The organism is Rhodococcus sp. AZ1 (assembly GCF_054979605.1).
Genome location: NZ_JBUEQF010000003.1, coordinates 165,326 through 186,529, shown reverse-complemented (window position 1 = coordinate 186,529; position 21,204 = coordinate 165,326). Strand labels below are relative to the sequence as shown.

The window sequence follows — 21,204 nt, the reverse complement described above, 5'->3', positions numbered from 1 at the left end:
CGAAGTCCTAGCCTCGAGACGTGGACGATGAGCACGAACGACTGACCGTCGCGGGGATGACCGCAGCCACCGGCGTGTCCGGGCACACGCTGCGGTACTACGAACGGGAGGGACTGATCCGGCCGATTTCGCGCACCTCGGGTAACCAGCGCCGCTACTCGTCGGCGGATATCGAGTGGGTCGCCTTCCTGCTCCGCCTTCGCGAGACCGGGATGCCCATTTCCGCTATGCGGAAGTACGCCCACCTGCGCGAACAGGGGCCGAGCACCACCGAACAACGACTGCGCATGCTCGACGAGCACCGAGCGGTGCTGCGCGCGAACATTGCGCGACTGAGGGCGCACGAGGCGGCGCTCACCGAGAAGACCGCAATCTACCGCGACCACCTGGTGTCGCGGGCAACTCCAGTGAACGGATGACGGCATGACCGAGACACCGAACGCCACCACACGAGCGGAGCGGTTCGACCGCGGAATGGCCGTCCTGAACGCCGTGGACGGATCCGCTGGTACCGCGGTTATCGCGGCGCTGGAGGGAATTTCGCCCGAGCTGGGACACCAGGTCGTCTCGTGGGCGTTCGGGGAGATCTACTCGCGCCCCGGCCTCGCACCGCGCGATCGACAGTTGGTGACCCTCGGAATGCTCACCGCACTCGGCGGGTGCGAGGCGCAGCTCGAGGTACACATCAACGCCGCGCTGAACGTCGGGCTCACCCCTGAGCAGATTGTCGAGGCACTCCTGCATTCGGCGGTGTACTGCGGATTCCCGCGCGCCCTCAATGCGACGTTCGTGGCCAGGAATGTCTTCATCGAACGAAATCTGCTCGCTGGATGAGTGGTGGGCTGCGGGGTGGGCTCAGAGGACGACGTTGACCATCCGCCCCGGCACGACGATGACCTTCTTCGCCTCCCCGCCACCGAGCAGCGCGACGATCTTCTCGTCCGCGAGGGCTACCGCCTGCACGTCCTCCCGGGAGGCGTCCGCGGGCACCGTGATGCGGCTGCGTACCTTCCCGTTGACCTGGATCGGGTAGTCGACGGTGTCGTCGACCAACCACGCCGGATCGGCGGACGGGAACGGGCCATGCGCGAGGGACTCGCTGTGCCCCAACCGATTCCACATCTCCTCGGCCAGGTGCGGGGCGAGCGGGGCCAGCATGAGCACCAACGGCTCCACGGCGGCGCGCGGAGCACCGTTCGGGTAGAGCTTGGTGAGCAGGTTCGTCAGCTCGATCAGCTTGGCCCCGGCCGTATTGTCGCGCAGCGCAGTGTAATCGGCGTCCACGCCCTCGATGGTGCGGTTCAGCACGCGCAGTGTCTCGTCGGTGGGCGTGTCGTCGGTGACGCGGACATCGCCGGTTTCCTCGTCCACCACCAGCCGCCACACCCGCTGGAGGAAGCGCTGCGCCCCGATGACGTCCTTGGTGGCCCACGGACGTGAGGTGTCGAGCGGACCCATCGACATCTCGTACATGCGCAGCGTGTCCGCACCGTACTGATCGAAGATCTCGTCGGGAAAGACCGAGTTCTTCAGGCTCTTGCCCATCTTCCCGTACTCGCGGCTCACCTCGGCGTCGCCGTGGAAGTACCGTCCGTCCCGCTCGATCACCTCGTCCGCCGGGACGTACACCCCGCGCGCGTCGGTGAACGCGTACGCCTGGATGTAGCCCTGGTTGTACAGACGGCGATACGGCTCGCGGGAGCTGACGTGACCGAGGTCGAAGAGCACCTTGTGCCAGAAGCGCGCATAGAGCAGATGCAGCACAGCGTGTTCCACGCCTCCCACGTACAGGTCCAGCCCGCCCGGATCGTTCTCGCCGTGGATCTCCGGGCGCGGACCCATCCAGTACTTCTCGTTCTCCGGGTCGCACATCGCCTCGGAGTTGGTCGGGTCGATGTAGCGCAACTGATACCAGGAGCTACCTGCCCACTGCGGCATCACGTTGGTATCGCGCGTGTAGGTCTGCAGGCCGTCGCCGAGATCGAGCTCGACGGTGACCCAGTCGGTTGCCTTGGCCAGTGGGGGAGAGGGTTCGGTGCTCGCGTCGTCCGGGTCGAAGGAGACCGGCACGTAGTCCTCGACCTCCGGAAGTTCCACGGGCAACATCGATTCGGGCAGCGGGTGCGCAGCCCCGTCGGCGGAGTACACCACGGGGAACGGCTCACCCCAGTACCGCTGACGAGCGAACAGCCAGTCCCGCAACTTGTACTGAACGGTGCCCTCACCGTCCCCGGAGGCCTCGAGGCGCGCGATGACGGCGGCCTTCGCCTCCTCCACCGACAGCCCGTCCAGGAACTGCGAGTTCACCAGCTCGCCGGCGCCGACGTACGCGGCCTCGGTGACATCACCGCCCGAGATCACCTCGCGCACAGGCAGCCCGAACGCGGCTGCGAACTCCCAGTCGCGCTGGTCGTGACCGGGAACGGCCATGATCGCGCCGGTTCCGTACCCGGTGAGCACGTAGTCGGCAATGAAGATCGGCACGTGCTCACCGTTGACGGGATTCACCGCATACGCCCCGGTGAAGGCCCCGGTCTTCTCCCGGTTCTCCTGGCGCTCGAGATCGGACTTGGCGGCGATGCTCGCCAGGTAGGCCGTGACGGCATCGCGCGGGGACGCCGCGCCGAGGGTCCAGCGCGGGTCGACGTCGTCGGGCCAGACCGACGCCACGATCTCGTCCAGAGCCGAATGTTCAGGCGCGAGAACGACGTACGTGGCGCCGAACAGGGTGTCGGGGCGGGTGGTGAAGACGTCGATGCCCGCTGCGTTGTCCACCGCGAATCGCACCCGGGCGCCACGCGAACGCCCGATCCAGTTGCGCTGCATGGTCTTGACCTTCTCCGGCCAGTCCAGCACGTCCAGGTCGTCGAGCAGACGGTCGGAGTATGCCGTGATCCGCATCATCCACTGCTGCAGGTTCTTCCGGAACACCGGGAAGTTGCCGCGGTCACTACGCCCGTCGGCGGTGACCTCCTCGTTGGCCAGCACCGTCCCCAACCCGGGGCACCAGTTCACCAGCGAGTTGGTCCGGTAGACGAGGCGGTAGGAATCGAGCACCGCTTCCCGCTCGGTCGCGGACAGCTCCGACCACACGCGTCCCCCATCGAGAGACCTTGCACCGGAGGCGAATTCGGCCTCGAGCTCGGAAATCGGGCGGGCCCGATCGGCCTCGCCGTCGTACCAGGCGCCGTAGATCTGCAGGAAGATCCACTGCGTCCACCGGTAGAAGTCCACGTCGGTGGTGGCCACGCTGCGCCGCATGTCGTGCCCGAGACCCAACCGACCCAACTGCCGACGCATGTTCGCGATGTTGGCCTCGGTGGTGGTGCGCGGGTGCGTGCCCGTCTGCACCGCGTACTGCTCGGCGGGCAGGCCGAATGCGTCGTAGCCCAGCGTGTGCAGGACGTTGCGCCCACGCATGCGGTGGTAGCGAGCGAAGACGTCGGTGGCGATGTAGCCGAGCGGATGACCGACGTGCAGCCCCGTGCCCGACGGGTACGGGAACATGTCCTGAACGAACAGCTTGTCCGGCGCGCACCGATCGGCAAGATCCCCGACCGGATTGGGGGCGTTGAAGGTGCCCTCGGCGGCCCACCGCTGCTGCCACGCCGCCTCGATGGTTCCGGCGAGCTCAGCGGTGTACCGGTGGGCCGGGCCGGATTCGGGAGCGGAAGTCTGATCGGTCACCCGACCAGCCTAAAGCCCGCCCCGCGATGTCCGGCGACCACCTGCGTCGGCGTATTCTCGCGTGCGTGATCGTTGCCGTCGTCCTGTTCGCCGTGGCCGCCCTTCTCGCTGTCATCGCGACCTTCGCCGTGCTGCGACGGCTTCCCCGCAACCGGTTCGTCGGCGTGCGCACACGGATGTCGCTGCAGTCGGACGACGCGTTCGCCCTTGCCAACCAGGTGGCCGCACCCAGCCTGTTCGCATCCGCGCTGGCGTTGGCAGCGGCAGGTGCGGCCGTTCTGGTGATCGACGGATGGCCGGGAGCCGCTCTCGCCGTCGGGCTGGTGGTGTTCGGCTTCGGTATGGCTGTGATGGGCGGATCCCTGGGTGCGCGGGCGGCCGCCACGATGCCCGCCACCGAGGACTGCGGACAGGCCTGCATCTCGTGCACCCTCAAGGACGCCTGCAGCCGAGCATGAACCTGCTCGCACGCGCCCGCGTGCTCCGCATCGACGGTTTCGTCCTCGCCATCGCCGCCGCTGCGCTCACCGCCAGCGCACTGCCCGTCTCCGGTACCGCAGCACGGGTGTTGAACGTGATCACCACGGTCGGCGTCGGGCTGCTGTTCTTCCTCTACGGCACCCGCCTCTCGCCGCGCGAGGCACTGGCCGGGCTCACCCACTGGCGGCTGCACGCCACCGTCCTGGCATTCACCTACCTGCTGTTCCCCCTGATCGGGCTCGCCCTGGTGGTGCTGCGTCCCGGCGTGCTCGGCCCCGATCTGTACACCGGGGTGCTGTACCTGACCCTCGTTCCCTCGACCGTGCAGTCGTCGATCGCCTTCACCTCGCTGGCCCGCGGCAATGTCGCGGGGGCGGTGGTGAGCGCGTCGGTGTCGAACATCCTGGGCGTGTTCCTCACGCCCCTGCTGGTGATCGCCCTGCTCACCACCTCGGGGGACTCGGGGATCGCACCGTCGGCCATCATCGACGTCGCGCTGCAGCTGCTGGCACCGTTCGTGCTCGGGCAGATCCTGCGGCCGTGGGTGGCACCGTGGCTGGGTCGCCACGCGTCGTCGACCAAGCTCGTCGACCGCGGATCGATTCTGCTCATCGTCTACGCGGCGTTCAGCGAGTCGATGAACGAGGGTGTGTGGTCGACGCTGCCGGTGTGGCGGATCCTCGCCGTCGTCGCCGTGTGCGCACTGATCCTCGCCGTGGTGCTGGCGGTGACCTCTCTGGCGGGGCGGTGGCTGCGCTTCGACAGGGGCGATCGCATCGTCGTGCTGTTCTGCGGATCGAAGAAGAGCCTGGCGTCGGGGCTACCGATGGCGACGGTGCTCTTCGCAGGTCAGCCGATCGGGACGATCGTGTTGCCGCTGCTGATCTTCCACCAGATTCAGCTCATCGTGTGCGCTGTCATCGCCGGCCGGTACGAGCGGCAACCGGGCGGCTAGTTGCGCGCCACATCCACCGGGTGGGTGGCCAGCATCGCCAAGGGCAGCGGCTGACGACGCAGCACCTGCGCCCACAGATCGCGATGCGGCGGCCCCATCACGTCCGACGGCCGGCCGTCGAGCACCATCCAATCCTCACGGCGCAGTTCCCCGTCGAGCTGACCGAGCGACCACCCCGAGTAGCCGGCGTAGATGCGGACCCCGTCCACCAGCGGCGCCACCGTGCGCGGATCGGAGTCGAGGTCGATCATCACCACGCTGCCGCGCACCCGCCGGATACCCCGCGGCAGTTCGCCGCCCACACCGCGACGCAGGGTGGCCAGGCACAGCGCGGAGTCCCGCTTGACCGGACCGCCCACATGCAGGCACGCCGGGGCGACCGCGAGGTCCGACCAGCCCGCGAGAACCGAGCGCACCGGGGTGTCGCTGGGACGGTTGAGCACCACGCCGAGACTGCCCGCCTCGTTGTGCTCGATCATGTAGACGACGGTGCGGCGGAAGGTCGGTTCCACCAGATCCACGGACGAGAGCAGCAGGCTCCCCGGTCGGACATCGCGGTCGGTGAACGCTGTGCGGTCGTCCGGCTCCTCGGTGTATCCCACGGCTCCCATCATGGCATCGACGGGGCCCGAGGGGGCGTTCGCGACACCACAACTCGCCACACTCGCGTCCTCTACGCTGGTCGAATGTCCGTTCTCGCCCGGCTCCGACGTTCGCCGCAGCTGTGGCGTCTGGCCGGGGTGCGGGCGTGCGGACTGCTCGGCGACGGCATGTTCCAGTCCGCCCTCGGCGGGGCCATCCTGTTCTCCCCCGAGCGCGCCACCGATCCCGCCACCATCGCGGGCGGATTCGCGGTGCTGCTGCTGCCGTACTCGGTACTGGGTCCGTTCTTCGGTGCCCTCATCGACCGCTGGGATCGCCGCTCGGTGCTGGTGCGCGCGGGCCTGCTGCGCTCGGCGACCATGGTGCTGGTGGCCGTTCTGCTGGTGACGGGAGCGCCGACCCCGGTGGTCCTGGTCGCCGCGCTGGCCTCGATCGGGGTCAGCCGGTTCGTGTTGGCCTCGATGTCGGCGTCACTGCCACACGTGGTGCCGCAGAGCTGGATGATCGCGAGCAACTCGGCGCTGACCACGGTCGGCTCTGCCGTCACCGCCCTGGGCGCGGGGCTGTCGGTGACCCTGATCGCCGCCGCCGGTGCGGGTGATCGAGCGTCGGCGCTGGCGTGCGTCGCCGGCGGCGTCGCATCGCTGGCGGGGGCGTGGTTGGCGTCGCGCTTCACGCGCGGCCGGCTCGGCCCGGACGCCCCCGGTTCCGGCACCCCGATCCGCGAGGTTCTCCGCGGGTTGTCGTCGGGCCTGGCCGCGGTGCGCGCCAACCCACCGGTACGACGGGCACTGGGCGCGCTGGGTACCCACCGCGTGGTGTTCGGACTCGACACGCTGGTGCTGCTGTTGATCCTTCGCCGCAGCGACGGCTCGTCGTCGGTGGTTCCGGGTGGGTTCGCCGGCTTCGGATTCGCGGTGGGCGTCACGGCGGCCGGGATGCTCGTCGCGGCCGTCGTGGTGCCGTGGGCGGCATCCCGCGTGCCGCGTCACGTTCTGGTGGCGGGCGCGCTGATACTCGCGGTGACCGTGCAGCTGACGTTGATCGTCACACTCGACCCCGACCTGATCGTGCTGGGAGCTCTGCTGCTGGGCGTCGTCGGGCAGACGGTGAAGCTGTGTGCGGACGCGTCCATGCAGCTCGATCTCGACGACGCGCACCGCGGGCGCGTGTTCTCCCTGCAGGACACCCTGTTCAACGTGGCCTTCGTCGGTGCCATCGCCGTCGGCGCCGTACTGGTGGATAACGACGGCAACGGCAGCGCCCTGGTGGTGCTGATCGGAGCGGCGGTGTACGCGCTCGGGTTGGTCAGCGTGCTTCTCGGCCGTCCGGCGAAGCCCACCACCGCAGCAGAGCCGCCTCCGCCTCCTCGCGTTCGAGCGGACCACGATCGAGGCGCAACTCCTTGAGGAACTTCCACGCTCGGCCCACCTGCGGACCGGCAGGGATGTCGAGCAGTTCCATGATCGCGTTGCCGTCGAGATCCGGGCGCACACGAGCGAGGTCCTCACGAGCTTCGATGTCGGCGATGCGCCGCTCGAGATCGTCGTAGGAGGCCTGCAGCGCCGCGGCTCGGCGCTTGTTGCGGGTGGTGCAGTCCGCACGAACCAGCTTGTGCAACCGCGGCAGCAGATCTCCGGCGTCGGTGGCGTACCGGCGCACCGCGGAGTCGGTCCACGCGCCCTGACCGTAGCCGTGGAAGCGCAGGTGCAGGAACACCAGGTGACTGATCTCGTCGATAGCCTTCTTCGGAAACTTCAACGCGCGCAGGCGCTTACGGACCATCTTCGCACCCACCACCTCGTGGTGATGGAAGCTGACCCCGCCGCCGGGCTCGTTGCGTTTGGTCGCAGGTTTGCCGATGTCGTGCAGCAGCGCCGCCCAGCGCAGAATCGGATCGGGATCGCCGTCCTCGAGATCCATCGCCTGCTGGAGCACCGTCAACGAGTGCCGGTAGACGTCCTTGTGCTGGTGATGCTCGTCGATTTCGAGGGACATGGCCGGCACCTCGGGAAGGATGTGCGCCGCCAGAGCGGTGTCGCACAGGACATCGATGGCCTCCACCGCGAAGGGGCCGACGATCAGCTTGTCCAACTCCGCCGTCACACGTTCGACCGTGATCCGCTCGATCTCGTGCGCCATGTCGACCACAGCGCGTGTGACCCGCGGCAGGAGCGTGAAGCCGAGTTGGGAGACGAACCGGGCGGCGCGCAGCATCCGCAGGGGATCGTCTCCGAACGAGTCCTCGGGCGCTCCGGGGGTGTCGAGCACACCCTCGAGCAGAGCATCGAGCCCGCCGAGTGGGTCGACGAACTCCGTCGCCCCCGCCGGTCCCACGCGCACGGCCATGGCGTTGACCGTGAAATCGCGACGCACCAGATCCTCGGCCAGGCTCTCCCCGTACCGAACCACAGGATTGCGGGTGACGCGGTCGTACTGGTCCGCGCGGAAGGTCGTGATCTCGATCTGCTTGCCGCGCAGCATCGCGCTGATGGTGCCGAACTCGATTCCGGTGTCCCACTGGTGCTCCACCACACCGCCCAGCAGAGCCTGCACCACCTCGGGGCGGGCGTCGGTGGTGAAGTCGAGGTCGTCGGCCAGGCGTCCGAGCAGCGCATCGCGCACACTGCCCCCGACGAGGTAGAGCTCGTGGCCGGCGTCGGCGAACACCGAACCCAGAGCCGTCACCACGTCGTCGTGGGCGCGCAGTGCGACGGCCGCCGCCGCCAACAGGCGGTCACGACGACCCGGATCGGTCGGAGTCGACGTGGCCTTCACGTCGCCGAACAATACCGGCGCAGGTCCAACGGTGTTCCCCGGCAGGTCGGGAACCCGAGCGGGAAGAACTACTATCGAGAAGGTGTCCGGAGCCGAGAGAGCGAACAGGAGCCGCCGCGCCGCGCGTCGGCGGCCTCGCACCGGCGACCGACCGACGATGCGCACCGTGCGCGAGACCTCGGCGGGAGGCCTCGTCGTCGACGGACTCGGCGGACCGCCCGAGAAGCAGTGCGCCGCCCTGATCGGCCGGACCGATCGTCGCGGTCGCCTGCTGTGGTCGCTTCCCAAGGGCCACATCGAGTCGGGGGAGACCCCGGAGCAGACCGCGATGCGTGAGGTGGCGGAGGAGACGGGCATCAACGGCACGGTGTTGGCCCCGCTGGGCAGTATCGACTACTGGTTCGTCACCGAGGGCCGACGCGTCCACAAGACCGTGCACCACTACCTGCTGCGATTCCTCGGCGGTGAACTCTCCGACGCCGACATCGAGGTCACCGAGGTTGCGTGGGTTCCGCTCTCCGATCTCCCGGCTCGGTTGGCCTACGCCGACGAGCGACGCCTCGCCGAGCGGGCCGGCGAGATGATCGCGAGCATGGACGGCCGGCCGGGGGGCGCCGCCGAACCACCCGCCCCCGAACCTCCGCGCACTCGATGATCCCCACCACCCGCGCCGCGATCATGGCGCTGGTCGCAGTGCTGACGCTGATGACGATGGGCGGTCCCGCCCTCGCGCAGACGCCGAGCGGCCCGGCCGCCACCTCGTCCCAACCGGCCCGCTTCCTGCAGATCGCCATCGACTCGGTGACCCCGTCCACCGTGGTCGCCTCGAGCGTGCCCACCGTCACCGTCACCGGGACCGTGCGCAACATCGGCGACCGCACGGTCAGCGACATAGCGGTTCGACTACAACGTGCCGACGCTCTGGACACGCCGCAGGGCCTGCGCACCGCCCTGACCCTGGACTCCAACAGCTTCGACACCGTCGGCCAGTTCGTCGACATCGCCGTAACCCTGAACAGGGGCGAGTCGACATCGTTCACGCTGTCGCTGCCGGTGCGCGCGAGCACCGGCCCGTCCCTGAACATCACAGCACCCGGCATCTACCCGATGCTGGTCAACGTCAACGGCCAACCCGACTTCGGTCAGCAGGCCCGACTCGACGACGCTCGGTTCCTGCTGCCGGTTCTGGGAGTTCCGCGCGACGCAACCATCACCGACCCCACCGATCCCGCGGGCCAACCCGTCGTCCCCGCGCCGTCGGTGCCCGTCGCGACGACACTGTTCTGGCCGTTGGCCGATCGTCCGTCGCTGGCAGCCGGGGTGCCCGGTTCGGTGGACGGCAAGGTGCGTCTCGTCGATGACGACCTCGCCGGCTCTCTCTCCCGCGGCGGGCGCCTGGACGGGTTGGTCGGCGCCCTCGAGGCGGCCCTGACGCCCACCGCCGATCCGGACGGCCACCTCGCCGCGAGCGTATGTCTGGCCATCGACCCGGACCTTCTGGTGACGGTGGCGAACATGGCCCGCGGCTACCTCGTGCCCGCGGATCCGGCCGACCCCAACGGACCCACACGCGACGGCAGCGGACAGGCGGCGGCTAGCGCGTGGCTCGATCGGGTGCGGGCACTGGCGAAGAGCCTGTGTGTGACCGGCGTGCCCTTCGCACAGACCGACCTCTCGGCCGTCGCGACCATCGCCGATCCCCTGCTGACCGCGAGCGCACTGGATTCCCCGGCCGACGTGGTCGACGCGATCCTCGGTGTGAGCTCACGCCGCGACCTGGTGATGCCGGAGTCCGGCGCGATCGACGACCGCACGGCGGACCTGCTGCGTGGCCGACCGATTCCCACAACCGCCGTCGTCGCGGCGAACGCGGTCACCGACGCCACCGACCGCACGGTGGTCGGTCTGCCCGGGCGTACCGACCCCGCCGCGAACCCCCTGCGCGCGGTGCTGGTGGACCCGTACGTCGCCGCTGCGCTCGCCGCCGTGGGTTCGGACCCGCAAACGCCCTCTTTCACCCCGCGCGAGCAGGTGTACGACCTGGCCGACGACTCCCGCACCGCCCGACTTCAGGACGCCCTCGGCGCTCTGAGCTGGGCCGCGGTCACCGACACGGCCGCAACCAGTCGCGCGCTAGTGATCACGCCCCCGCAGACGTGGACCGCCGACGCCACCGAGGCAACCGCCGTCCTCTCCGCGGTGGCCACCCTGCTGCGTGCCCGCCTGGCCGTCCCACAGCCGGTGGCGGCGCTTCTCGCGCGCGCGCCCGACGCGCTGCCCGCGCCGTCGGTGAACCCGCTCTACCCGGCGGCCGCCGTCGACGACGCCGGCCCCGAGTCGCTCGCCACCGACGCTGCCCGAATGGCTCGCCGTATCGACTCGCTGATGTCGGCGTTGGTGGACGATCCGCAGAGTCAGCTGACCGCGCGACGCTTCACCAACCCCCTGCGCGAGGATCTGCTGCGCGCGATGACCACCGCCGGGCGGCGCGGAGCGGGTCTGGCCGCCGCCAACAGCGCCGCGACGTCGCGCATGGACGACACTCGCAGCGGACTCGACGACATCGTCGCCGCTGTCTCGGTGGTCGCGCCCGGCGGGGTGTTCACCCTGGCATCGGAGCAGAGTCCGCTGATCCTGGTGGCGCGCAACGACCTCCCGATCGGCATCAATGTGCGGCTCGCGGTGAACGCGCCCGCCGCGATGGAGGTCTCCGACATCGGGCCCACCGTGCTCCCCGCCCGCGGATCCCGGTCCCTGCAGGTCCCGGCCACGGTGAAGGACTCGGAGAAAATGGTCGTCACATTCGCCCTCACCACCGCCGATGGCACATCATTGGGGCAGCCGACATCGGTGAACGTGCGCTCGAATGCGTACGGTCGAGTGCTGGCGATCATCACTGCCGCGGCTGCGACACTGCTGTTGCTGCTGGCGGGTCGGCGGTTGTGGCACCGCTTCCGTGGGCAACCCGATCGCGCGGACGAGACATGAGAGTGCGCGGACCAGGCGCACGAGACTGGTAGGGAACGGACATGACGGAGGTACCGCGCGACGGGCGTCTCGGTGGCGCCGCGTCTGCTCCGTGGGAGCGTCGTCCCCGCGCCGAGCCCGCGCGCATCCCGCCCCGCGGTCCGGTGCGTATCCCGCCCGGTGGCCACCCGCCGGTGCGCCCCGCGCACCTCACCCCCAACCCGGGGCCCCCGCGCACACCGCCGTCACCCCTGCCACCGCCGCCCCTGCCACCCGCCCGGACCTCGGGTCCACCCACAGCCCGGCCACCTGTCGACAAGCCGGAGAGTGCGGCCGGGGACACGCAGTCCAACTCGCGCCTGCTCGCAGCCACCGGCTCGATCGCCCTGGCCACGCTGATCTCGCGTATCACCGGCTTCATGAAGCAGGCTCTGCTGCTCATCGTGCTCGGTCCGCTCGTGGCCAGCGCGTACACCGTCGCCGCGATCGTCCCCAACATGATCGCCGAGTTCGTCCTCGGCGCCGTGCTCACCGCCATCGTGGTGCCTGTCCTCGTGCGCGCCGAGGCCGAGGACCCCGACCGCGGTCAGGCCTTCGTCCGGCGCCTCTTCACCGCGGCCATGACCACACTCGTCGTCGCCGCGACGCTCGCCACCGCCGCGGCCCCTCTGCTGGCGTCGCTGTTCATCTCCGAGGACGGCAAGGGCAACGTGGGCCTGACCACCGCGCTGCTGTTCCTGCTGCTGCCGGCGATCCTGTTCTACGGCCTGTCGGCGCTGTTCACCGCCATCCTCAACACCCGGCAGAACTTCAAGCCGGGTGCGTGGGCGCCGGTGGTGAACAACATGGTGGTGCTGGTGGTTCTGCTGATCTACCTGCTGATGCCCGGCGAGATCTCGCTCGACCCGACGCGCATGAGCGACCCGAAACTGCTGGTGCTGGGCCTGGGCGTGACCGCCGGTGTGGTGGCGCAGGTGCTCACCCTGGTACCCGCCCTGCGCCGCAACAAGATCGATCTTCGGCCCCTGTGGGGTCTCGACGCCCGGCTCAAGTCGTTCGGCGCCATGGCCGTCGCGATCGTGCTGTACGTACTCATCAGCCAGGCCGGCATGGTGGTGGCGACGCGCATCTCCTCGCACGCCGACGAAGCCGGTCCCGCCATCTACAACAACGCCTGGCTGCTGTTGCAGCTGCCGTACGGCGTCCTCGGTGTCACCGTTCTCACCGCGATCATGCCGCGTCTGAGCCGCAACGCCGCTGCGGGCGATACCCCCGCCGTCATCGACGACCTGTCCATCGCAACCCGAATGACCATGCTGGCGCTGATCCCGGTGATCGGATTCCTCACCGTGGCCGGACCGGCGGTCGGGCAGGCGCTCTACGGCTACGGGAACTTCGGCGGCGACGCGGGGCGTCTCGGTGAGGCGGTCAGCTACTCCGCGTTCACACTCATCCCGTACTCGCTGGTGCTGATCCACCTGCGGGTTTTCTACGCACGGGAGCAGGCCTGGACCCCCACCTGGATCGTCCTCGGCATCACCACGGTCAAGATCGCCCTGTCCACCCTCGCGCCGGTTCTCGCCACCAGCGACAAGCAGGTGGTGCTGCTGCTGGGTGTGGCCAACGGGCTCGGATACACCACCGGCGCCATCATCGGATGGATCCTGCTGCGTCGATCCCTGGCCAACCTTCGGCTCACCGGTGTCACCCGCACCGTCACCGTCGTCGGCGCCGCGACGGCGGTGGGCGCGGCGGCGCTGTTCGCCGTCGACCATCTGCTGGGATTGCAGAACCTCAGCGACCGGTTCGGGGGCATCGGCTCGATTCTGCGGGTGGCGTTCAGCGGGACGTTCATGATGCTGATCGTCGCCGTGATCCTCTACCGGGCGAGGATCCCCGAAATGGTGGCCATCGCGGCGGGCCTGACCCGCCGGATCCGCCGCCAGCCGCACCCGGAGTTGGACACACCGAGTGTGCGTGAGCACGAACCAGACAGTATGTTCGAGCGAACCGACTTCATTCCCGTCATCAGAATGGGGCCCGTCCCGACGGTGCCACCACAGCCGTCATTCGGCTCTGTTGCACCTCGCGGCGCCGCCCTGACGTACCCTAGGGACCGTCGGGGGCCCCTGACGGGGCACGATCGGCACAGCTGGCCTGCGGACGACGCCGTCACGACGGTCATTCCGACGTACACGGGGCAGCGCGCCAACGACATTGCTGAAGGAGACGAAGTGGCCGACGAGAAGGTGCCCGGTGTGCGCACCCCGGCTGGTGGAGCCACCACCGACATCCGTCGTGGTGTGTTGCCCGCCGCTTCCTCGATCCCGTCACCCGCGACGTCGGCGACCTCCCGAGTAACAGCACCGGCGGCCCCCGAGTCCACAGCACCCGGCACCAACAAGACCGACGACGCCAAGGCCGACGACGCCGAGACCGACGACAGCACGATCGAGAACGGCAAGGCCGAGAGCACACAGTCGGGTACCGGCGAGGCCGACGCCCCGGAGAGCAAGAGCGCGGTCGCCGACGCATCCGAGGCCGCCACCGACGCCGACACGGCCGCGAGCGAGACAACCGAGGCCACCGCTACCTCCACCGCTGACGCCGTTGCGGCCGACAGTGCAGAGTCGGACACCTCCGCGACCGACAGCGCCGAGGCCGACGCAACCGAGACCGACGCAACCAAGACCGACGCCACCGAAACCGAGGACACCACCGAGACCGAGGACACCACGTCGTCGACGGACACTCCCGATGCACCGGTAGCCGACGCGGAGACCGCCGGGGCGCCGGCGAGCACGGCAGACGATGCCCCCGCCGCGACGGCCCCCGGAGTCGACAGCGCGACCCCGGCACCGCCCGTCGGCGCCGCAGGATCTGCGGCACCCACGGCACCGGTGCGCGGCCCGGCACCCGAGCCCGCGCCCATCGTGCGCGGCCCGAAGCTCATCCCCGGGGCCTCGGTCGCGGGTGGTCGCTACCGCCTGCTCGCACCGCACGGTGGAGCCAGGGGGCTGAAGTTCTGGCAGGCCCACGACGTCAAGCTCGACCGCGAGGTGGCGCTGACGTTCGTCGATTCCGAACAGCGCGCGCCCGCCGAGTCTGCCGGTGATTCCGACGGTCCCCAGGCCGTGCTCTCACGAACACTGCGGCTCGGGCGGATCAACTCCCCTGGACTCGCACGTGTGCTGGACGTGGTCCGTGGCAGTTCGGGCGGAATCGTCGTGGCGGAGTGGACCCGCGGACGCTCGCTGCGAGAGATGGCCGACACCGTGCCCTCACCGCTGGGCGCGGCCAGCGCGATCAAGACCCTCGCGGCCGCCGCCGAAGCAGCCCACCGTAGTGGCGGTGCCCTCTCGATCGATCATCCCGATCGCGTGCGCATCAGCGTCAAGGGTGACGCCGTCCTGGCATTCCCGGGGACGCTCGGTGACGCCGACCCCGGCTCGGATGTACGCGGGCTGGGGGCGATGCTGTACGCCCTCATCACCGCCAGGTGGCCACTCATCGAGGCGCCGGGCTCGTCCGTACCACTGCCCACCAGCGTCGGCGCGATGCCCGTGGCCGACCGAACCGGGACGGGTGCACCGGTCGAACCTCGCTCGATCCGCCCGGACGTCCCGTTCGAGATCTCGGCCGTCGCCGTGCGAGCCCTCGAGGCCAACAGTGGGATCCGGACTGCCGCAACCGTCCAACACATCCTCGGACAGGCCGCAGTGGTCAACGAGAAGACCGAGATGATTCCGGCGTTGCGGCTGGGCCAGCGCGCACCCGGATCCACCGGCCACGCGATGGCCGAACCAGACGGGCCTCTCGGTGGCCGGTCCAACACGATGCTCGCAGCAATGATCGGACTGGGCGTGCTGCTGGTGGCCGTCCTCGGTCTCGTCGGCTGGTTGGTGGCCAACTTCTTCGCCGGCGACAGCACCGATGCACCGCTGGACAAGCAGCCCATCGGCTTGACCACGCCCGTCACCACGCCCGCCGACCCAGGATCGCCGGCCCCGGCCCCACCGGCGCCCGTCGCAGCCGCAGTGTCCTCGATCCAGGTGTACTCCCCGCAGGGGACTGCGGACGATCCCGGCGGCGCTGCGAACGTGCTGGACAACAACCCCGCAACGCTGTGGAACAGCGACCAGTACACCCAGCCGTTCCCGGCCCTGAAGAACGGGCTGGGCCTTCTCGCCAAGCTTCCCGCGCCGACCACCCTGACCTCGGTGTCGATCGACAGCCCGTCGCCCGGCACCGTGGTCGAGATTCGTGCCGCAACCACCGATGCACCCACCCTCGATCAGACGCAGGTGATCGGACGCGGCACCCTGGGCGCCGGTGTGACGCGCATCGCCGTCACACCCGATGGGCCGGTCGACCACGTTCTGGTGTGGATCACCGACCTCTCGACGGCCAGTGGGGCGAACCAGTCGTCCATCGCGGATCTGACTCTCAACACGAACTGATCGCAGGCTTTACGGACCGACATCCCGGTCATGGCGGGGTAAACAGACCGAACATCGGTTAATATCGGCCATGCGCACTATTCGGGGGGTCGCGCAAGCAGATGCCACCGACGGCGACCTGCTCGCGGCGCACATTGCGGGGGACAAAGCCGCGTTCGGCATACTCGTTCGCCGACATCAGGATCATCTGTGGGCAACCGCCCGCCGGGCAAGTTACTCTCCGGAAGACGCCGCTGACGCGTTGCAGGACGCATTGCTGTCGGCGCATCGCACAGCCGCCACGTTCCGCTCGGATTCGGCCGTACGCAGTTGGCTCCACCGCATCGTGGTCAATGCGTGCCTGGACCGGATTCGCCGGAACAAGGCGCGCCCCACGCAACCGATGATCGAGACCGATCACGAACCGCCAGTGCTTCGCCGTGACACCGAGGAGGTCGAGATGCGACTCGTCGTTACCCGCGCGCTGTTCACGCTGCCGCCCGAGCAACGCGCCGCAGTGGTCGCCGTGGACATGGAGGGCTATTCGGTGTCCGACGCTGCCGAAGCTCTCGGTGTCCCCGTGGGAACCATCAAGAGCCGGTGTGCGCGCGGCCGGCAGAAGCTGGCGCTCGAATTGGACGCGATGCGCGATCCGGGGAACCGAATGTGACGTCGGTGCGTCCAACTGTATGAGGAGCCGTATCGAACTGCGGTGCCTTCAATTTTGTGACGTGACGGCGAGGAGGTAACGAGGGTGGACCCCGACGATCGTTCCCCATCCTCCGACGGGCCGTACAGCCCCCCGTTCGAGCCGTACAGCCCCCCGTTCGAGTCGTACAGCCCCCCGTTCGAGTCGTACGGGCCCCCGTTCGATAGAGACTTCCTCGCCGATCTGCACGCCGACGCGGTCGACCCGTCCGTCTCGGCGAAGGTGTGGCCCCTGGTGCGGGCAGACGCGGACGCTGCCGCGTACATAGCCACGCTCGACAACGTGGTGGCCGCCCTCGCCGCAGAGCGTGATGCCGAGGAGCCGACACCGGACTGGGTCAGCGATCGACTCGACGCAATGCTTCTGGAACTGTCCACGGGTGGGTCGGACGAACCTTTCGCCACCGACGATGAACCGGTACGCCTGTTCGACCGGCGCCGCCGTGCTCGCGGGGTGCTGTTGGCGGCCGCGGCAGCCGCCGTGGTGGCCACCCTCGGTGCCGCGGTGTTCACCGCGACCACACGCTCCACCGATGACTCGGTGGTCGCCGGACCCGTCACCACAACCGTCGGGACACCGTCGGGCACCACTGCCTCACAGCCCAGCACTGCCTCACAGCCCACCACCACAGTCGGTCCTGTACCGCAACAACCCGCCAACCCCGTGCCGCCACCACCGCCGCCCTCACCCGAGAACATCGACGTATCGATGATCACCGCAGCACTCGGCAAGCCACCGGTGGGGCCGCTGGCAGATCCGCTGACCCTCCAGCGTTGCTTCCGCGCTCTCGGCTTCAACCAGTTCGCTCGTGTGCTCGGGACCGCACCCATCGAGATCCGCGGTCGCTCCGCCACCCTGCTGGTCACACCCGGCCGCCGCTCACCGATCGTCACGGCATTCGCGCTGGGGCCGCGGTGCGGCATCAACGGCGAAACGGACCTGATCTCTCGAGTCGACCTCGGCTGACGCACTCGGCGAGCACCGGGGAACACACGTCCCTGTTCTAGTGTTGTGCGCACTGACAGGCCGACCCCGGCCTCTCGCTCATGGAAGGCGAAGATGACGTCACCCGACATCCGCAACCTGATCATCGTCGGCTCCGGACCGGCCGGCTACACCGCGGCCGTCTACGCCGCGCGGGCCCAGCTCGAGCCCCTCGTCTTCGAAGGCACGTCCTTCGGTGGTGCGCTCATGACCACCACGGAGGTGGAGAACTTCCCGGGCTTCAAGGACGGTATCCAGGGCCCGGACCTGATGGAGCAAATGCGCGAGCAGGCGCTGCGGTTCGGTTCGGACATTCGCACCGAGGACGTCGACGCCATCTCGGTGGACGGCCCGGTCAAGACCGTCACAGTGGGCGCGACCACCTACAGCGCTCGCGCGATCATCCTCGCGATGGGTGCCGCAGCGCGGTACCTCGGTGTGCCGGGCGAGGAGCGCCTGCTCGGACGCGGCGTCAGCGCGTGCGCAACGTGCGACGGCTTCTTCTTCCGCGATCAGGACATTGCTGTGATCGGCGGTGGCGACTCGGCGATGGAGGAGGCGACCTTCCTCACACGATTCGCACGATCGGTCACCATCGTGCACCGTCGCGACGAGTTCCGTGCCTCGCGCATCATGCTCGAGCGGGCACGCGCGAACGAGAAGATCACGTTCGTCACCAATACCGAGGTCCTGGAGGTGCAGGGCGAGAACTCGGTGGACGGGCTGCGCGTGCGCAACTCCGTCACCGGTGACGAGTCGGTACTGCCCGTGACCGGTGTGTTCGTCGCGATCGGTCACGATCCGCGCAGCGCCCTGGTCGCCGGCCAGGTGGAGCTGGACGACGGCGGGTACGTGGTGGTCGCATCGCCGTCCTCCGCCACGTCGGTTCCGGGCGTGTTCGCCGCCGGCGACCTCGTGGACCACACCTACCAGCAGGCCATCACCGCCGCCGGGACCGGCTGCACAGCCTCGATCGACGCCGAACGCTGGCTCGCCGAGCATGCCGAAATCGCCAGCGCTGCAGTCTGATTCGGTATCGCCCAGATCGTTGCGCAGCCCCGGGGTCGCGCCCGGACCACTGAACGAATCCACGACAGAAAGAGACAGACATGTCAGAGACCGTCCCCACCGTGAAGATCACCGACTCCTCCTTCGATCAGGATGTGCTCGCCAGCGACAAGCCGATCCTCGTGGACTTCTGGGCCGAGTGGTGCGGGCCCTGCAAGCAGGTCGCCCCGGTCCTGGACGAGATCGCCGTCGAGCACGCTGACAAGCTGGTCATCGGAAAGCTCGACATCGAGGCCAACCCGAAGGCGACGCGCGACTTCAAGGTGATGTCCATCCCCACGATGATCCTGTTCCAGGATGGCAAGCCGGTGAAGCAGATCGTGGGCAAGCAGTCCAAGGCGGCGCTGCTCGCCGAACTGGGCGACGTCCTGGCCTGACACCGAGATCACAACCGCGTACCGGTTGGAATGCCGTGGGCGTAGGGGTCACCACCACGACGCCGGGTCTGCGACAATCGATGCCGAGTACGCCTGGTTGGACGTCGAGGCCGGTCGATCCTGTTCACTACAGGTCGATGGGCATGCTCTTGTCGAAGTGGTACGCGTGTGAGAAAGGTCCGAGGGGATGCAGCGACTCCGTTACGGCGACCGGGGCCCTGCAGTGACGGAGATCCGAGAAACACTTGTGGCTCTGGGATACCTCGAAGCGGCCGCGGGGGAGCCGTGGGATGCAGCGCAAGCGTTCTACGACGCCGATCTCGATCGCGCGGTGCGCGCGTTCCAGCAGCATCGTGGGCTTCTGGTAGACGGTGTCGTCGACGCCGCAACCTACCGATCCATCCGTGAAGCGTCGTACCGGCTCGGTGCCCGCACCCTGATCTACCAGTTGTCGGCGCCACTGTACGGCGACGATGTCGCCATGCTGCAAACGCGGCTGCAGGATCTCGGCTTCTACTCCGGACGCGTCGACGGCTTCTTCGGCCCCCAGACCCACGACGGGCTGACCTCGTTCCAGCGGGAGATCGGGCTGTCCCCGGATGGAATCTGTGGCGCCGAGACCCTCCGCTCCCTCGATCTTCTCGGCGCACGCGTGACCGGCGGTTCACCGCACGCGATCAGCGAGGAGGAACTCGTCCGCAGATCCGGTCCGCAGTTGACCGGTAAACGCATCGTCATCGACCCGGGCCTCGGCGGCGATACTCCGGGAGTTGTGGTGCCGGCCGGCGACGGTTCGATGAGCGAAGAGGCGATCCTGTGGGACCTGGCCAGTCGCCTCGAGGGTCGGATGGCCGCGACGGGCATGGAAACCTACCTATCGCGGGGACGTGGGACCAATCCCACCTCCGCACAGCGTGCCGAGACGGCGAACGCGATCGGCGCGGATCTGATGATCTCGCTGCGATGCGCCAAGCTGGCCAACAATGGCGCCCACGGCGTGGCGAGCTTCCACTTCGGCAACTCGCACGGCTCGACGTCGATGATCGGGCAGGTGCTCACCGGTTACGTCCAGCGTGAGATCGTCGCGCGAACGCCGTTGCAGGACTGTCGCAGTCACGGTCGAACGTGGGACCTACTGCGCATGACGAACATGCCCGCCATCCAGATCGATGTGGGTTACCTCTCCAACGCGAACGATGTTGCCGTGCTGACCGATCCACGTGCCCGAGATGTGATCGCCGAGGCGATCCTCGTGGCCGTGAAGCGGCTCTACCTGCTGGGGCAGGACGATCAGCCGACAGGCACCTTCACCTTCGCCGAGCTGCTCGCCGAGGAGCTCGCCGCAGCGGAGCGAGCCTGACCCGCCGATTCTTATGTCCGGCCCACCCGCCGGGTCAGCGGACGCCCACGGGCACTCGGGGATCAGTACCGACCACCGTCAGTTCTGCCGCAGCCAGTAGCCGGTCGAGTGCGGCCTCGACATCTTCCTTCCACCCATGGTCCCGATCGAGCTCGAGCCGCAATCGAGGGAAGCGTGGATGCTCGGCAACCACGGAGAAGCCGTACTCGACGAGGAAGCCCGCGTCGACCATGCATGTTCGAGCGCAACATCCTGACGCAGCGAACGCCTCGCCGACAGCAGAATCCTCGGGGCCACCGTCGTCCGACGGGCGAACCCCGAATGCTTCGAGCGCTCGAACCCCACGGTTGACGAGATCCCGGACGGTGGCAGCGAGCAGAACGGTTCGCACGTCGTCGGACTCAGCCTGCTCCGGTACTCGATCCGCGGGTCGCAGAGAGGTGAGCAGGACGGCATCGGGACTCACCGGCGATGTGGGGAAGCAGTGTGCACGGGGGACGGCTCCGGGCGGTGCGTAGACCGAACAGCCGCGCGAACGACCGTTCTCCACGGCAATCTGTCCACACGGACCCCACTCGAGCATGACCATCGACAGCCATGCTTCCTTCTCGAATTCGGGGTCTGCAACATCCTCGGGCCGATCACCGGCATCGGGATTGATCGTCCAGAACACGCAGCGCCGGTCGTGTGGTGGGAGAGAGTCGAAGCTACCGAGGGTGAGCGTCGATACAAGCGTCGACACGTCGCGTTCCACCCTTCCACCCTCTGAGTCCGACCGGCTGGGTGCGGCCCAAGGG

At 68.7% G+C, this 21,204-nt stretch carries 17 protein-coding genes; 13 read left to right on the top strand and 4 right to left on the bottom strand.

The window, feature by feature from the left end:
- The first annotated feature begins 20 nt into the window (after positions 1-20).
- Together ACY48E_RS05315 and ACY48E_RS05310 are read left to right on the top strand one after the other, a co-directional pair.
- Complete coding sequence (locus ACY48E_RS05315; protein ID WP_462871070.1) at positions 21-419, top strand: MerR family transcriptional regulator; 399 nt, start codon at positions 21-23, stop codon at positions 417-419.
- Between the two features lie 4 nt (positions 420-423).
- Positions 424-834, top strand: coding sequence for a carboxymuconolactone decarboxylase family protein (locus tag ACY48E_RS05310; RefSeq protein ID WP_462871069.1), 411 nt, complete (start codon positions 424-426; stop codon positions 832-834).
- A gap of 21 nt (positions 835-855) precedes the next feature.
- Here the strand turns inward: ACY48E_RS05310 and leuS are convergent, their stop codons facing one another.
- Positions 856-3,687, bottom strand: a complete 2,832-nt coding sequence (gene leuS / locus ACY48E_RS05305) for a leucine--tRNA ligase (protein WP_462871068.1) — start codon at positions 3,685-3,687, stop codon at positions 856-858.
- A gap of 65 nt (positions 3,688-3,752) precedes the next feature.
- Between leuS and ACY48E_RS05300 the strand changes: the two genes are divergently transcribed.
- Together ACY48E_RS05300 and ACY48E_RS05295 are read left to right on the top strand one after the other, a co-directional pair.
- On the top strand, positions 3,753-4,145 hold the full coding sequence (locus tag ACY48E_RS05300) for an SdpI family protein (protein WP_462871067.1): 393 nt from the start codon (positions 3,753-3,755) through the stop codon (positions 4,143-4,145).
- A complete protein-coding gene (locus ACY48E_RS05295; RefSeq protein ID WP_462871066.1) occupies positions 4,142-5,122 on the top strand; it encodes a bile acid:sodium symporter family protein in 981 nt (326 codons plus the stop codon). The genes ACY48E_RS05300 and ACY48E_RS05295 overlap by 4 nt, the downstream gene beginning before the upstream one ends.
- Here ACY48E_RS05295 and ACY48E_RS05290 read toward each other — a convergent pair.
- Positions 5,119-5,724 (bottom strand): YqgE/AlgH family protein, encoded by a 606-nt coding sequence (locus ACY48E_RS05290; protein WP_462871065.1) that lies wholly within the window; start codon positions 5,722-5,724, stop codon positions 5,119-5,121. The genes ACY48E_RS05295 and ACY48E_RS05290 overlap by 4 nt on opposite strands.
- An 84-nt stretch (positions 5,725-5,808) precedes the next feature.
- Here ACY48E_RS05290 and ACY48E_RS05285 point away from each other — a divergent pair, with 84 nt between their 5' ends.
- Complete coding sequence (locus tag ACY48E_RS05285) at positions 5,809-7,134, top strand: MFS transporter (protein ID WP_462871064.1); 1,326 nt, start codon at positions 5,809-5,811, stop codon at positions 7,132-7,134.
- Here ACY48E_RS05285 and ACY48E_RS05280 read toward each other — a convergent pair.
- Positions 7,034-8,503, bottom strand: a complete 1,470-nt coding sequence (locus tag ACY48E_RS05280; protein WP_462871063.1) for a CCA tRNA nucleotidyltransferase — start codon at positions 8,501-8,503, stop codon at positions 7,034-7,036. The genes ACY48E_RS05285 and ACY48E_RS05280 overlap by 101 nt on opposite strands.
- 82 nt (positions 8,504-8,585) lie before the next feature.
- Here ACY48E_RS05280 and ACY48E_RS05275 point away from each other — a divergent pair, with 82 nt between their 5' ends.
- From ACY48E_RS05275 to ACY48E_RS05240, 8 genes are all read left to right on the top strand, one after another.
- Positions 8,586-9,158 carry an NUDIX hydrolase gene (locus ACY48E_RS05275; protein WP_462871062.1) on the top strand — a complete coding sequence of 191 codons (573 nt, stop codon included), beginning with the start codon at positions 8,586-8,588 and terminating at the stop codon, positions 9,156-9,158.
- Positions 9,155-11,491 carry a DUF6049 family protein gene (locus ACY48E_RS05270; protein ID WP_462871061.1) on the top strand — a complete coding sequence of 779 codons (2,337 nt, stop codon included), beginning with the start codon at positions 9,155-9,157 and terminating at the stop codon, positions 11,489-11,491. The genes ACY48E_RS05275 and ACY48E_RS05270 overlap by 4 nt, the downstream gene beginning before the upstream one ends.
- A 41-nt stretch (positions 11,492-11,532) precedes the next feature.
- Positions 11,533-15,930, top strand: coding sequence for a lipid II flippase MurJ (locus ACY48E_RS05265; RefSeq protein ID WP_462871060.1), 4,398 nt, complete (start codon positions 11,533-11,535; stop codon positions 15,928-15,930).
- Between the two features lie 70 nt (positions 15,931-16,000).
- Positions 16,001-16,579 (top strand): RNA polymerase sigma factor SigM, encoded by a 579-nt coding sequence (gene sigM, locus ACY48E_RS05260; protein WP_462871059.1) that lies wholly within the window; start codon positions 16,001-16,003, stop codon positions 16,577-16,579.
- An 84-nt stretch (positions 16,580-16,663) separates the two neighbouring features.
- A complete protein-coding gene (locus ACY48E_RS05255) occupies positions 16,664-17,584 on the top strand; it encodes a hypothetical protein (RefSeq protein WP_462871058.1) in 921 nt (306 codons plus the stop codon).
- 93 nt (positions 17,585-17,677) lie between these two features.
- Positions 17,678-18,631, top strand: coding sequence for a thioredoxin-disulfide reductase (gene trxB, locus ACY48E_RS05250; RefSeq protein ID WP_462871056.1), 954 nt, complete (start codon positions 17,678-17,680; stop codon positions 18,629-18,631).
- Positions 18,632-18,711: 80 nt separating this feature from the next.
- Positions 18,712-19,047 (top strand): thioredoxin, encoded by a 336-nt coding sequence (trxA, locus tag ACY48E_RS05245; protein WP_462871055.1) that lies wholly within the window; start codon positions 18,712-18,714, stop codon positions 19,045-19,047.
- A 187-nt stretch (positions 19,048-19,234) separates the two neighbouring features.
- Positions 19,235-20,407: an N-acetylmuramoyl-L-alanine amidase gene (locus tag ACY48E_RS05240; protein ID WP_462871054.1), complete on the top strand. Its 1,173-nt coding sequence runs from the start codon at positions 19,235-19,237 to the stop codon at positions 20,405-20,407.
- 34 nt (positions 20,408-20,441) lie between these two features.
- Here ACY48E_RS05240 and ACY48E_RS05235 read toward each other — a convergent pair whose 3' ends face one another.
- Positions 20,442-21,149, bottom strand: coding sequence for a GNAT family N-acetyltransferase (locus tag ACY48E_RS05235; protein WP_462871227.1), 708 nt, complete (start codon positions 21,147-21,149; stop codon positions 20,442-20,444).
- Positions 21,150-21,204 lie beyond the last annotated feature (55 nt).

Excerpts from the sequence above, each read along its gene's own strand:
- ACY48E_RS05310 (WP_462871069.1), top strand. The coding sequence starts at position 424 with ATGACCGAGACACCGAACGCCACCACACGAGCGGAGCGGTTCGACCGC.
- ACY48E_RS05295 (WP_462871066.1), top strand. The coding sequence starts at position 4,142 with ATGAACCTGCTCGCACGCGCCCGCGTGCTCCGCATCGACGGTTTCGTC.
- ACY48E_RS05285 (WP_462871064.1), top strand. The coding sequence starts at position 5,809 with ATGTCCGTTCTCGCCCGGCTCCGACGTTCGCCGCAGCTGTGGCGTCTG.
- ACY48E_RS05270 (WP_462871061.1), top strand. The coding sequence starts at position 9,155 with ATGATCCCCACCACCCGCGCCGCGATCATGGCGCTGGTCGCAGTGCTG.
- ACY48E_RS05265 (WP_462871060.1), top strand. The coding sequence starts at position 11,533 with ATGACGGAGGTACCGCGCGACGGGCGTCTCGGTGGCGCCGCGTCTGCT.
- sigM (WP_462871059.1), top strand. The coding sequence starts at position 16,001 with ATGCGCACTATTCGGGGGGTCGCGCAAGCAGATGCCACCGACGGCGAC.
- trxB (WP_462871056.1), top strand. The coding sequence starts at position 17,678 with ATGACGTCACCCGACATCCGCAACCTGATCATCGTCGGCTCCGGACCG.
- trxA (WP_462871055.1), top strand. The coding sequence starts at position 18,712 with ATGTCAGAGACCGTCCCCACCGTGAAGATCACCGACTCCTCCTTCGAT.
- ACY48E_RS05240 (WP_462871054.1), top strand. The coding sequence starts at position 19,235 with ATGCAGCGACTCCGTTACGGCGACCGGGGCCCTGCAGTGACGGAGATC.